Here is a 14,531-nt window from a genome sequence, read left to right as displayed (position 1 = left end):
GGTCCGTGCCCGCGGACAACACGACGGACAACACGGTGGACCGTACCGTGTTCCCGCTCCGGCTCGCCGGGATCGCGCACCGGGTGTTCCCGGCTGGCCGCTCCCGGATCGACGACCCCTTCTCGCTCCGGCACTTCACCGATCTGACCGCGCTGTACGGGGTCGAGCGGCGGCCCGATGCGGCCGAGCGGGGGACCGGCAACACCTTCGCCACCATGGCCCGCGCGCTGCTGGACGACCTCCCGCCGGAAGCACACCGCGCCGACATCGCGGTCGTCGCGCACGCCACCCCCGATCTGGACTGCCGGCTGGCCGCCGTCACCTCGCTGGCGGCGGTGATCGAGGGCGGGCCGCAGGTGTTCACGGTCACCGACTGCGGTTCGGCGGCGCCGTTCGCCGCGCTGCGGGTGGCCGGCGAGTACGTCAGGCGGCACGGATACCGGCGCGCCGTCGTGTTCGCGCTCGACCAGTCGACCCTGCCGTACGAGACCGGGCGGCCGCTCGCCGGAGACGCGGGCGTCGCGCTGCTGCTGACCGACACGGGCACCCGGGGCGGTCTCACCGTACGCCGGACGCCCGGTGTGAGCGTCGCCGGTATGGCCGCCGCCGTCCGCGCGGAGCTGGCGGTCCTGGGCGCCGATCCGTCACTGCCGGTGGTCCTGGGGCCGGCTGTCGAGCCGGCGCGCGATCTTCCCCGGTACGGCGGGCGCATCGTGCGCGCCGCCCCGGGCGGACCGGCCTCCGGCGTACTGGCTGCGCTCGCCATGGACCGGTGGTGGCAGGCGGGCCGTGCCGGGGCGGCCGGACTGGTCATCGTCGACCACGAGCCGGACACCGGGGACCTGAGCGTCTGCCTCGTCGAACGGAATCCGTCATGACCAGCACCGGAGTCCGCGGCACCGACCTGGCGGCGCGCTGCCACGGCGTGGCCCGGTACGAGGGCGTCGCGCCCGCGCTGACCGTGCTCATGACGTCCGTCCTGCCCGACCTGCTGCCGTGCGGTCCGAGTGGCCACGCCGTGGTCCCCGACCCGGTCGCAGCCGGGGCCCGTGGAGTGTGGGTCCACGGGGCGACCGGCGTCCGCGTCAGCAGCCGGGAGACCACCCTCTCCGCCTTCGAACCGCCCGGCGGACGCGTCCGGGCGCTGGCCACCGGGGGGACGACCGCGGGCGACGACGGACGGCGGGCCGCCTTCGCCCTCGGGCTGGTGTGGTTGCGGCTCGGGCTCTCGGAGGCCCTGCGCGCCGACTGCGTCGACCATCTCGGCCGCCGTCGCACCGGGGACTCGTACGTGCTCCAGCAGCAGTTGGTGAAGGGCATCATCGCGGGCGTACTGGCGGAACAACTGGAGGTCCGTGCGGTGCTCACCGATGCCGGGCCCGGCGATATCGCCGCCGCGGCGCTGGACGACCTCCAACGGCGGATCACCCTGGCTGACCGCGAGCAGATCCGGCTCCTCGGTGCCAGCGGATTCCTCACCGGCAGTCCCGGCACGACCGTCCAGGTCTCCGAACTGCTGGCCGACGTCTACCCGGCACACCCGCCCGGGACCGAACCGACGCGGGCGGAGCCGACCTACCCGGAGCCGACGTACGCGGACTCGACGTACGCGGACCCGACTCCCGTCCTGACAGCGCCGGGCCCGACGGTCGACGCGAGAGACGGGAAGGCGGCGGACGTGTCATGACAGGACCGGACCGGCGCCTCGCCGCGCTCCGTGGCCAGATGCGCGAATGGGCTGCCGATCTGCGCCCGCTCGCCCTGGAGATCGACCGTGACCCCGAGGCCGTCCGACGCCACCTCGACCTGCCCGCCCTCCGCCATCTGGCGACCATGGGCATCCCCGCCGAGTACGGCCACGAGCCCGAGAGGATCGACGGCCACCGCTTCCACGGAGTGTCCGCACGGGAACGCGTGGTCGTCATGGAGGAGTTGGCCCGCGCCGACGCGGGCACGCTCGTCGCCGCGCCGGGACCACTCCTCGCCGGGGTCGCGGTGGGCCTCGTCGCCGACCAGCGGCAGAAGGAGTGGTTCTACGGACGGATGCTGAGCGAACCGCTCTGGACCTGCTTCGCCCTCACCGAACCCGACCGGGGCTCGGACGCGGGCGCCCTCACCACCACCCTGACGCCCACTCCGCGCGGAGCCCTGCTGAACGGCGAGAAACGCTATGTGGGCAACGCCTCGCGCGCCCGCATCGGTGTGGTCTTCGCCCGCGGCCGTCGGGGGCCACTGGGCATCACGGCGGTCCTGGTCGACACCGACACCCCCGGATTCCGCGCCGAGCCCCTGGACATGATCGGCCTGCGCGGCGCCCGGATCGGCTCGATCGTCCTGGACGATGTGGAGATCCCGGAGGAGCACTTCCTCGGCCGGCACCTCCCCGCTACCCGACGCGGCGTCTGGGCCTTCGTCCAGACCTTCAATCTGCTGCGCCCGGGAGTGGCCGCCATCGCCGTCGGCATCGCCCGCGCCGCACACGACTATGTGACCGCCCACCGCCGCGTCCTGCGGGCCGCGGACCGGGACCGGCTCGACACGCTGGACCGGCGCATCGACGCCACCAGCCGGCTGGTATGGCAGGCGGCGGCGGCCGTCGACGCCCGCGGCACCGACGGCCATCTGGCGTCCGCCGCCAAACTGCGCGCCGCCCGGCTCGCCGAGGACATGACGCTGGCGGCCGGTGAACTACTCGGGCCCGGTGCCCGGCTGACCCATCCCCTGCTCGACAAACTCACGCGCGACGCCAGGGCGATGGAATTCCTCGAAGGCACCGAGAACATGCAGAAACTCAATCTCTTTCAGGGACTCCTCGGAGGAAAGGTCGAACGGGACGCCCGGCGGCACGTCGGTACGCAGTAACGGGCCTGGTCCGTCAGTTGCGAATCAGCCCGGTGTCAGGGCATTCGGCAAGGATGGAATCCGGAAAGGGCGGCCCCGGCGTTCCCAGGCGGGGGGTGGCCGCTGTTCGCAGGGTGGAACGTCTGTGGTTGCCGTCTCCGGAGGGTACGGAGGCGTCCCGCGCGTCGGCGCACGCACCGTCGCGGCCCGGGAGGGATCGACCGTCATCGAGGACTTCTCCGAGGAACCGGACCGTCACGGACGGCGGGAGAACCGCAGCCGGGAGACCGGCCGGTGGGAATCGGGTGGGAGCAGAAGAATGCCAGTGATCACGACGCCGCAGGAATTCGACGTGGACGATCTGTTCGTCGACCTCCGGCGAATCTTCGGACGTCCGCTGTATCTCAAGTGTGAGGGTTTCAATTTCGCGGGCTCGATCAAACTGCGGGCCGCGCGCGAGATGGTGGATTCCGCAGAGCGCGCCGGACTGCTGCGACCGGGCATGACCCTGGTCGAGAGCTCCTCGGGAAATCTGGGCGTGGCCCTCACCCTCGTCGCCGCGAGCCGCGGTTACGGATTCGTCTGTGTCACGGACTCCCGGTGCACCCACGCCTCCCAGCGGCTGATGCGACGCCTCGGGGCCGAGGTCCAGGTGGTCACCGAACCCCATCCGGAGCGCGGCCTCCTCGGAGCGCGCCTGGAGCGGGTGGCCCGGCTCTGCGCCGCACACGCGGACTTCCACTGGCTGAACCAGTACACCAACCCGGGCAACTGGCAGGCCCACTACCGCACGACCGGACCGCAGATCGCCAAGGCGTTCCCCGATCTGGACGTCCTCTTCGTCGGCGCCGGCACCACCGGCACCCTCATGGGCTGCGCCCGCTTCTTCAAGGAGACCAACGCGGCGGTGACGGTCGTCGGCATCGACGCCGTGGGCTCGGTCAACTTCGGCGGCGAGCCGGGGACCCGTATGATCCCCGGCCTCGGCACCAGTGTGCGCCCCGCGATCCTGGACGAGTCCGTCGTGGACGACACGGTGCTCGTCTCCGAGACCGACACCGTACGGACCTGTCACGCGCTGCTGCGGCACGGTTTCCTGCTCGGCGGTTCCACCGGCAGCGTCGTCAGCGGTGCGCTGCGTTGGCTGGCCGGGAACCGGCCCGGCACGGAGGTCACCGCCGTCGCCGTCGCCCCCGATCTCGGCGAGCGCTATCTCGACACCGTCTACCACGACGCCTGGGTGCGGGACGTCTACGGCCCCGATGTCCTCGACCACGCCCCGGATCCGGTCGACCACGGCCCTGATGGCCTCGACCAGGGTCCGGATCTGCTCGACCACGACCCCGATGTCCACGACCACGGCACCGGCCCGGTCACCTCCGCCGGACCGGTTCCGGTCGGCCCGAACGCCCCTTGGAGTCTGTGATGACGTCAACTCTGGTGACCGCGCTGCCGCTCACGGCCGGCCAGGTGGAGATCTGGCTCGACGCGCGGGGCGCCGAGGGGAGCAACGCCTTCAACTCGGCCGCCTACCTGGACATCCGAGGGCCGCTCGACACCGCACGCTTCCGTGTCGCGCTGCGCGGCCTCGTCGCCGAGGCGGAGTGCCTGCGCGCCCGGTTCCTCGACCACGACGGCGAACCGGTGCAACGGGTGGAGCCCCTGCTCGTGCCACCGCTGACCGAGCACGATATGAGCGGCGCGGCCGATCCCGAGGCGGCGGCAATCGCCCGGATGCGGGCGGACCTGACCGTCCCCTTCTCGCTCGCCGACTTCCCGCTGTTCCGGACCGCGCTGTTCGATGTGGGCCCGGGCCGTGTCTTTTTCTACCTCTGCGTCCACCACCTGCTCTGCGACGGATTCAGCCAGGTGATCCTCTGGCGCCGGCTCGCGGAGCTGTACCGCGCGGCCGGCACGGACGACGGCCGCGCGCTGCCCGCCCTGAGCGACCTCGTCGCCACCGACACCGCCTACGCCCGGTCCCGGCGAGCCGGCCGGGACGCGGAGTTCTGGCAGCGCCGCTTCCCCGAGCCGCCCGAGCTGGTCAGCCTCTCCCGGCAGGAGCCGTCCGACTCCCCGCCACAGGGCTTTCTGCGCGCGTCCGCCACTCTGCCGCCCGCGGTCGCCGCACAGGTGCGCGCGACCGCGACCGCGGCCGACATCACCTGGCCCACCGTGGTCATGGCCGCGGTCGCCGTGTACACCCAGCGGATGACCGGCGCCGAGGACGTCCTGCTCACCCTGCCGGCGACGGGCCGGCTGAGCGCCGGCCAGCGAGCCGTCCCCGGGATGCTCGCCAACTACCTGCCCCTGCCGGTGCCCGTCCGGCCCACCCTGACCAAGGCGGAACTGCTGCGCCTGACCTCGCGCGAACTCGCCCGGACCCTCGGCCACCAGCGCCACCGGATCAGCGCCATCCGCCGTGACATGGGGTTGCGCGCCGGTGACCGCAGACCGTTCGGGCCGTTCGTCAACCTGCTGCCGCAACAGGCCGCACTGGACATCGGCCCCTGCGCGGCCCGGGTCAACAATCTGTCCACGGGGCTCGTCGACGACATCATGATCACCCTGGTGGAGACGGGCGACGGCGGCATCGGGATCCATCTGAACGGAAACCCCGGCCGGTACACCGGGCCCGAGATCGAGGCTCACCTCACCCGGCTCGCGGCGTTCCTCGAACGGTTCGCGACCGCCGACGCCGGTCAGCACGTCGGCGCGCTGGAGGTCGGGACGGCGGGGCGCGCGGACTGGCTCCGGGCGGCGGGCGGACCCGAACTCCCCTCCCCTTTCGACTGCGTGGTGCGGCGCGTCCGCGATCACGCCGCCCGACATCCGGAGGCGGTGGCCGTCGCGGAGGACGGCGCGACCACCACGTACGCCGCACTCGTCGGCCGGGCGAGTGCCGTATCCCGGACCCTCTCCGGTACGGACGGCCTCCGCAACGGCACCCCCGATGACCCCAGCGGGGCCGGTCTCGTCGGTGTGCTCGCCGCCCCCGGCGCCGGATTCATCGCCTCGGCCCTCGGAATCATCGGCGCCGGAGCGGCCTGGGTCCCGCTGGACACCCGTGCGCCCGTCGCCCGGACCGCCGCACTCCTCGCCGACAACGGCATCCGGATCCTGCTCACCGACGACGCCCACCGCGCCCGCGCCCAGGAGATCGCCACGGCCAGCGGCCGGGAGATCAGGATCGTGCTGCCCGACGGGACCGAGGACTCGGTAGACGCGCTCGCGCCCATCGCCGGAACCCCGCGCGACCTGGCCTATGTGATCTTCACATCCGGTTCCACCGGGAAGCCCAAAGGCGCCATGGTGGAGCGGTCCGGCATGATCAACCATCTGCTGTCCAAGGTCGACCGGCTCGAACTGACCGAGCGGGACGTCCTCGTCCAGAACGCCCCCCTCACCTTCGACGTCTCGGTCTGGCAGATGCTCGCGCCGCTCGTCGTCGGCGGCCGGGTCCGGGTCGTCGACCGGGACACCGCCGCCGACCCGGACCTGCTCTTCCCGCTGGCCGCCGCCGACGGCGTCACCGAACTGGAGATCGTCCCCTCCCTGCTGCGCGCGGCGCTCGACGCGTGGGACCTGGCCGACGGGGCCGTACCGCTGCCCCTCCTGCGCCATCTGATGGTCACCGGCGAGGCACTCCCCGCCGAGCTGTGCCACCGCTGGCTGGCGCGGTATCCGGACATCCCCCTGGTGAACGCCTACGGCCCCACGGAGTGCTCGGACGACGTCACCCACGCGTACATCGGTCCCACCACTCTGGCGCCCGGCGAACGGGCGCCCATCGGCGACCCCATACGCAACACCCGCCTCTATGTGCTCGGCGACGATCTACGCCCCGCGCCCCCCGGAGTCCCCGGTGAGCTGTACGTGGCCGGGGCCGGTGTCGGTCGCGGCTATCTGGCCGCTCCGGGCCGGTCGGCCACCGCCTTCGTGGGGGACCCGTTCGGGCCGCCGGGCACCCGGATGTACCGCAGCGGCGACCGCGTCGTCCGGAACGACCACGGCCAGCTCGTCTTCCTCGATCGCCGTGACCACCAGGTCAAGGTGCGCGGACACCGCGTCGAACTCGGCGAGATCGAAGTCGCGCTGCGCGCGCTCGACACCGTCGCCGACGCCGTGGTGCAGGTCGCCGTGGACGCCTCGGGACACCGCCATCTCGTCGGCCACTGCGTCCCGCGCGGCACCCCCGCGCCCGCTCCCGGCGAGATCCGCGCCCGGCTGGCCGAGACACTGCCCGGGTACATGGTGCCGGGGACCGTGCTCCTCATCGACGCCCTCCCGCTGACCGCCCACGGCAAGGTCGACCGCGCGGCCCTGTCCCCGCCGGCGGCCGAAGCCGGTGCCCTACCCCGGGCCGGTGCGGGGGCACGTCCGGACGCGCCGCGCACCCCGGGCGAGGAGATCCTCTGCACCGTCTTCGCCGCCGTCCTCGGCGTGCCGGCGGTCGGGATCCACGACAACTTCTTCGAGCTGGGCGGGGACAGCATCGGCTCCATCCAGGCGGTCAGCCACGCCCGCGCCGCCGGCCTGGTGATCACCCCGACCCAGATCCGCCGGCACCGTACGCCCGCCGCCGTCGCTGCTATCGCCGTCCCCCACCAGCGGACCGTACGCCCGGCCGGTCCGCTGGTGGGGGACGATGACACCGGGGAGGTCGAACTCGCCCCCATCGCACACCAGTTGCGCGAGGACCTCGCGGTACTCGACGAGCGGGCCCGGCAGTACAGCCAGTACATCACCCTCGTCACCCCGGCCGGCCTCGATCTCGACCGGCTCACCACCGCCGTACAGACCGTCCTCGACCACCACGCCGCCCTGCGCGCCCGGCTCACCGTGCCCGCCGAGGGCCTCTGGTCCCTCGAAACCCTCCCGCAGGGCGCCGTCCCCGCAGCCGACGTCGTACGGCGCGTCGATGTCTCGGCCGTCGCCGATGACCCGGAGGCCCTGGCCGCCGCCGTACGCGAACAGGCCGATGCGGCCCGCACCCGTCTCGCGCCCGAGGACGGTCGGGTGACCGAGTTGGTCCTGCTCGACACCGGACCCGGCCGGCGCGGCCGGCTGCTGTGGCTCACCCACCACCTCTGCGTGGACGGCGTCTCCTGGCGCATCCTGGCGCCCGACCTCGCCGCCGCCTACGCGGGCCGGGCACCCGCCCCCGGCGGAACCTCCTACCGCCACTGGACCCGGCTCGCCGGGGAACGGTCCCGCACCGCCGACCGGGTGCGCGAGTACCCGCTCTGGGCCGAGCAGCTCACCGGCGACGACCGGCCCGTCGGCGACCGGCCCCTCGACCCGGCCCGCGACCTGTACGGCTCCGCGCGCCGCCGCCGCCTCGAACTGTCCGCCGAGGACACGGCGGCCCTGCTGGCCGCCGCCCACACCGCCGCCGACGGCGAGATCAACGACGTACTGCTGACCGCGCTCGCCGTTGCCGTCGCCGACTGGCGCCGCCGCCGGGGCGGGCCCGCCGTGGACGGCGTCACGATCGAGCTGGAGGGCCACGGCCGCGAACAGATCACCGACGACCTCGACCTCTCCCGTACCGTCGGCTGGTTCACCAGCGTCTTCCCCGTACGGCTCGGTCTCGGCACGGTGGACTGGGACGACCTCTGGGCCGCGGGCGACGGCGCGGGCACCGCGCTGCGCCGGATCCGGGAACAACTGCGCCGCCTCCCCGACCACGGCATCGGCTTCGGACTGCTGCGCCACCTCAACCCGCAGACCATCGCCGGACTCGCCCGGCACGGCGTACCCGGGATCGGCTTCAACTACCTCGGCCGCTTCCGCGCGGACACCTCGGGCGCCGACTGGTCGTTCGTGGCGGGGGACGGCGTCATCGGCACCGGCACCCATCCGCGGATGCCCCTGCGCCACGCCCTCGCGGCCACCCCGGTCACCGAGGACCGCCCCGACGGGCCCCATCTGGTGGCGGAGTGGATCTGGGCGCCAGAACTCCTTCCCGACGCCGACGCCGAGGACATCGCGCGAACCTGGTTCCGCGCGCTGCGCACCCTGGCGGCGCACACCGCACGGCCCCCCGGCACGGTCCGCCGGGCCGAGACACTGCCCCTCTCACCGCTCCAGCGGGGCCTCCTCTTCCAGGCCGAACTCGACCGCCAGGGCACCGACTCCTACCTCCTACAGGCCGTGATCGACATCGAAGGACCCTTCGACGCGGCCGTGCTGCGCGCCGCCGCCGAAGCCCTGCTGGCCCGCCACGACGGCCTGCGCGTCTGCTTCCCCGACCCCGGTGACGCCGAGCCCACGCAGACCGTGGTCCCCACGGCCGTCCTCCCCTGGGCGGAGGCCGATCTCCGCGGACTCCCCGACGACGCGGCCCGTGCGGCCGGGACGGTGCGGCTGGCCGACGCCGACTGGGCGCGCGGTTTCGATCCGGCCACCCCGCCCCTGCTGCGGTTCACCGTGATCCGGCTCGCGGACGACCGGGTACGGCTGCTGTGGACCCTCCACCACCTCGTGGTCGACGGCTGGTCGATGGGAGTGCTCGCCCGGGAGCTGTTCACCCTGTACGCGGCCGGGGGAGACCCCACCGCGCTGCCCCCGCCCCCGGTCTACCGGGACTACTTCTCCTGGCTCGCCGAGCAGGACACCGACGCGGCACGGACCGCCTGGCGCGCGGCCCTGGACGGCGTCAGCGACCCGACGCTCCTCGCCACCACCGAGCCGTCGGGCGATGCCCGACCGCCGGAGACCTTCGAACGGGACCTGACACAGGACCTCACGGACCGGCTGACCGCCTGGAGCCGAGGGCAGGGCCTGACCGTCGGCGCCGTGCTCCAGGCATGCTGGGCCGTCGCCCTCGCCCGCCTGACCGGCCGCCAGGACGTCGTCTTCGGCGCCGTCGGCTCGGTCCGGCCGCCACAGCTCCCCGGCGTCGAGCGACTCGTCGGCCTCTTCCTGAACATGCTCCCCGTGCGGGTCAACGTCGATCCGGCCACCCCCCTGGTGGACCTCGTCCATCAGGTCGAGGCCCGCCAGACCGATCTGCTCGACCATCAGCACATCGGCCTCTCCGAAGTCAGACAACTCGTCGACGCGGGGCAGCTGTTCGACACCGTCTTCAGCTTCCTCAACCAGCCCGGCGGCGACCTCGCCGCCCTCAACGCCGTCGTCCCCGAGCTGCGGCTGAGCAACGGCACCACCCGGCTGGCTGCCGAGCGCGGCCTCGCCGTTCTCGTCCACCCGGGACCCCGGCTCACCATCGGCGCCCAGTACCGGCCCGATGTGTATGAGCGGGCGGCGGCCGAGGAGGCGGTGAACCAACTGGTGGGCGTGGTGGAGGCGCTACTCACGGCCCCCGCCACCCCGGTCGGTCGGCTCCCCCTGCTCACCCCCGGTGAGCACCAGCGGGTGGTGGTCGCATGGGGCGGCACTGCCGCCCCGGCCCCAGCGACCGTGATTCCCGAGCTGTTCGCGGCCCGGGTCGCCGAGCACCCCGGAGCCGTGGCCGTGGTCTCGGGCGACACCGAGGTCACCTACGCCGAACTCGCCACGCGCGCCCACCGACTGGCCCGGCTGCTGCTCGCGCACGGCGCCGGGCCCGAGCGGATCGTCGCCCTCGCGCTCCCCGACCCGGTCGATATGACGGCCGCCGTTCTCGCCGTGCTCGGCTCCGGAGCCGCCTATCTGCCGATCGACCCCGGGTACCCGGCCGACCGGATCGAGGTCATGCTGACGGACAGCCGGCCCGCGCTGCTGGTCACCACCACCCCGCTGGCCGAGCGGCTGCCGTGGACCGGTGACACCCCGGTGCTCATCGACGACCCGGCGACGATCGCCCGTCTCGCGGCCCTCCCGGACCACGCCCCGGACGACGCCGACCGGCCCACCCCGCTGCTGCCCCGGCACCCGGCCTATGTCATCTACACCTCGGGCTCCACCGGCCGGCCCAAGGGAGTCGTGGTCGACCACGCGGGCTTCGCCGCCATGGTGGCGAGCCTGATCGAGCGGTTCGGCGCCGGCCGGGACACCCGGGTGCTGAAGTTCGCCTCGTTCAGCTTCGACGCCTCTGTCTGGGAGCTGAGCCTCTCCCTCCTCGCCGGCGGCGGCCTTGTCGTCGCCGACGAGGAGTGCCGGGTGCCCGGACGGCCCCTGGTCGACCTGCTGCGCGAGCGGCGGGTGAATCTGGCCGGGCTGCCGCCGGTCGTCGTCGCCGCGCTCCCCGAAGGCAGCGAACTGCCCGCCGACCTGACCCTGGTGGTCGCCGGTGAGGCATGCCCGCCGCATGTCGTGGAGCGCTGGTCGGACCGGGTGGAGCTGGTCAACGGCTACGGTCCGACCGAGGCGGTGCTCGCCTCCACGGTGAGTGGACGGCTCACCGGCGCAGCCCGTCCGCCAATCGGCCGGCCGACCGCCGCGCACCGGGCCTATGTGCTCGACCCCGCGCTACGGCCGGTCCGCGTCGGCACGGTCGGCGAACTCTATGTCGGTGGCAATCTGGCCCGCGGCTATCTGCACCGACCCGGGCTGACGGCGGCACGGTTCGTCGCCGACCCGTTCGCCCCCGGCGGGGAACGGATGTACCGGACCGGCGATCTGGCGCGCTGGCTCCCGGACGGACAGCTCGACTACGCGGGCCGGGTCGACGACCAGGTCCAGTTGCGCGGCTTCCGGATCGAACTGGGCGAGATCGAGTCCGTGCTGGCCGCCCAGCCGGAGGTGCGGCAGGCCGCCGCCGTGGTGCGCGGCGCGGCCAGCGGACCGGAGGCGCGTCTGGTGGCCTACGTCGTCCCCGGGCCCGAGGCAGTCGATCTCGCCCTGCTCCGGGAGCGGCTCGCCGGAGCGCTGCCCGACTACATGGTGCCCTCGGCGATCGTCGCCCTCACGGAACTCCCGCTCACCCCGCAGGGGAAGCTGGACCGCGCGGCACTGCCCGATCCGGAGAGCGCCCCGGCCCGGCGCCGCGGGGACGCGCCGCGCACCCCGGTTGAGGAGATTCTCTGCGGGATCTTCGCGGATGTCCTCGGGGCGCCGGAGGTCGGCGTGGACGAGGACTTCTTCGAGCTGGGCGGTCACTCCCTGCTGGCCACCCGGGTGGTGAGCAGGGCCCGGTCGGCACTCGCGACGGAGGTTCCGATCCGGGCCCTGTTCGAGGAGCGGACGGTCCGCCGGGTCGCCCGCCGCCTCGGCGGTGACGGACCGGCCCGTCCCGCACTGCTCCCCGCACTCCGTCCCGCTGTTGTGCCGCTCTCGTCGGCTCAGCACCGGCTCTGGTTCCTGAATCGGCTCGATCCTGGTTCCGCCGCGTACAACGTCTCGTTCGCGGTGCGGTTGTCGGGTGGGTTGGATGTGGTGGCGTTGGATGGGGCGTTGGCGGATGTGGTGGGGCGGCACGAGAGCCTGCGGACGGTGTTTCCGGAGTCGGACGGTGAGCCGCGGCAGGTGGTGCGGGCGGCGGGTGAGGTGTGGCCGGGTCTGCGGGTGCGGCGGGTCGCGGCCCATGAGTTGTCGGGGGCCCTGGCGGGTGAGGCGGGCCGCGGTTTCGATCTGACCGTGGACATCCCCGTACGGGGCACGCTGTTCCGCACCGCCGAGCGGGAGCACCTACTCCTCCTGGTCGTGCACCACATCGCCTGGGACGGCTGGTCCGTCGCCCCGCTGGCCCGGGACATCTCGCGGGCGTATGGGGCGCGGTGTGGGGGTGGGGTGCCGGTGTGGGAGGGGTTGCCGGTGCAGTACGTGGATTATGCGTTGTGGCAGCGGGGGTTGTTGGGGGAGGAGTCGGATGCGGGGAGTGTGGTGGCGCGTCAGTTGGAGTATTGGCGTGCGCGGTTGGCGGGTGTGCCGGAGGAGTTGGTGTTGCCGTTTGACCGGGTGCGTCCGGTGGTGTCGTCGCATCGGGGTGGGGTGGTGCCGTTTGGGTTGGGTGGGGTGGCGCATGGGGGTTTGGTGAGGTTGGGGCGGGAGTCGGGTGCGTCGTTGTTCATGGTGTTGCAGGCGGGGTTGGCGGCGTTGTTGTCGCGGTTGGGTGCGGGGGTGGATGTGCCGGTGGGTTCGCCGATTGCGGGGCGGACGGACGGTGCGTTGGATGAGTTGGTGGGTTGTTTTATGAATACGTTGGTGTTGCGGATGGATGTGTCGGGTGATCCGGTGTTTCGGGAGTTGGTGGGTCGGGCGCGGGAGACGGCGTTGGGTGCGTTCGAGCATCAGGATGTGCCGTTTGAGCGGTTGGTCGAGGTGTTGGATCCGGTGCGTTCGATGGGGCGCAACCCGCTCTTCCAGGTGATGCTCGTCCTACAGAACAACGAACGCCCCACCCTCCGACTGCCGGGTGTCGAAACGTCCTTCGAACCGCCCGCCGCCGACACGGTGAAGTTCGATCTGAACTTCTTCCTGATCGAGGAGCACGACGACCAGGGCAACCCGGCCGGGCTGGCCGGATTCCTGGAGTACAGCGCGGACGTCTTCGACGCGTCGACGGCGCGGTCGTTGGCGGACCGGTTGGTCCGGCTGTTGGAGCAGGTGGCGGACGATCCGGATCGTACGGTGGGGGAGCTGGACATCCTCACTGACGCCGAGCGGCACCTGACCCTCACCGAGTGGAACGACACCGCAGGCGGCGACCCCCACACCACCGTGCCCACCCTGTTCGAGACCCGGGCCGCCCTGTCACCGGGCGCGGTGGCGGTGGTGTCGGGTGGTGTGGAGCTGACGTACGGGGAGTTGAACGCGCGGGCGAATCGGTTGGCGCGGCGGTTGATCGGGCTGGGTGCGGGTCCTGAGCGGTTGGTGGCGCTGGCGTTGCCGCGTTCGGCGGAGATGGTGGTCGCGCTGCTCGCCGTGCTCAAGTCAGGCGCCGCCTATCTGCCGATCGATCTCGCCTACCCGGCCCAGCGCATCGGGCTGATGCTGGCGGATGCCACGCCCGCGCTGCTGCTCACCGACACGCCGACGGCCCGGGACCTCCCCGGCGCCGACATCCCCCGGCTCCTGCTGGACGACCCCGACGACCTGGGTGATCAGGCCGACACCATCACCACGGCCGGCACCGCCGGTCCTGACCGCGATGTCACCGACGCCGATCGTGCCCACCCACTCCGGCCCGACCACCCGGCCTTCGTCATCTACACCTCGGGCTCGACCGGCCGGCCCAAGGGCGTCTGCGGGCTCCACCGGGCCCTGGTGAACCGGCTGACCTGGTTCGCGGCCGAATTCCCGGAGCAGCGGGAGGCCGCGATCCTCGCCAAGTCCCCGGTCAGTGTGATCGACGGCATCACCGAACTGCTCGCCCCGCTGCTGTCCGGAGGCTCGACCGTCCTGGTCGACGCCGACACGGCCCGCAGCGTCCCCGACCTGGCGGCGGCGGTGGTCCGGCACGACATCCGGCGCCTGACGGTCGTGCCCAGCCTGCTCACCGCGTTCCTCGACAGCGGTGAGCTGCCCCGGATGGCGGGGTGCACGGTCTGGATCTGCAGCGGTGAACAGCTCCCGGTGGCCACCGTCGCCCGCTTCCGGGAGGCCCTGCCATCGGCACGGCTGGTCAACTTCTACGGTGCCTCGGAGATCGGCGCCGTCGCGACCCACGGGGCGAACGACTCCGTCGTCGCCGGCTCCGACACCCTGATCGGTCGGCCGATTTGGAATACGCGGGTGTTTGTGTTGGATGGGGGTTTGCGTCCGGTGGTGCCGGGTGTGGTGGGTGAGTTGTATGTGTCGGGTGT

General features: G+C 72.8%; 5 protein-coding genes. All 5 read left to right on the top strand.

What is annotated here, in order from left to right:
- Nucleotides 1-5 precede the first annotated feature (5 nt).
- Entirely contained in the window at nucleotides 6-878 is an 873-nt protein-coding gene (locus tag ACH4S7_RS34870) for a hypothetical protein (protein WP_398525425.1), read from the top strand.
- Nucleotides 875-1,687 carry a hypothetical protein gene (locus ACH4S7_RS34865; protein WP_398525424.1) on the top strand — a complete coding sequence of 271 codons (813 nt, stop codon included), beginning with the start codon at nucleotides 875-877 and terminating at the stop codon, nucleotides 1,685-1,687. The genes ACH4S7_RS34870 and ACH4S7_RS34865 overlap by 4 nt, the downstream gene beginning before the upstream one ends.
- A complete protein-coding gene (locus ACH4S7_RS34860; protein ID WP_398525423.1) occupies nucleotides 1,684-2,862 on the top strand; it encodes an acyl-CoA dehydrogenase family protein in 1,179 nt (392 codons plus the stop codon). Before ACH4S7_RS34865 ends, ACH4S7_RS34860 begins: the two co-directional genes overlap by 4 nt.
- Before the next feature lie 298 nt (nucleotides 2,863-3,160).
- Nucleotides 3,161-4,267, top strand: a complete 1,107-nt coding sequence (gene sbnA, locus ACH4S7_RS34855; protein WP_398525422.1) for a 2,3-diaminopropionate biosynthesis protein SbnA — start codon at nucleotides 3,161-3,163, stop codon at nucleotides 4,265-4,267.
- A partial coding sequence (locus tag ACH4S7_RS34850) for an amino acid adenylation domain-containing protein (RefSeq protein ID WP_398525421.1) occupies nucleotides 4,267-14,531 on the top strand: 10,265 nt, incomplete at its 3' end. The genes sbnA and ACH4S7_RS34850, both read left to right, overlap by 1 nt.

It is taken from the genome of Streptomyces sp. NPDC020965, assembly GCF_044333555.1.
In the GTDB taxonomy this organism is placed as follows: domain Bacteria; phylum Actinomycetota; class Actinomycetes; order Streptomycetales; family Streptomycetaceae; genus Streptomyces.
The sequence above is the reverse complement of the archived record's forward strand: the minus strand, read 5'-3'. Positions and strand labels throughout refer to the sequence as shown.

Coding starts and splice junctions, on each gene's coding strand:
- sbnA (WP_398525422.1), top strand. CDS start 3,161: ATGCCAGTGATCACGACGCCGCAGGAATTCGACGTGGACGATCTGTTC.
- ACH4S7_RS34860 (WP_398525423.1), top strand. CDS start 1,684: ATGACAGGACCGGACCGGCGCCTCGCCGCGCTCCGTGGCCAGATGCGC.
- ACH4S7_RS34865 (WP_398525424.1), top strand. CDS start 875: ATGACCAGCACCGGAGTCCGCGGCACCGACCTGGCGGCGCGCTGCCAC.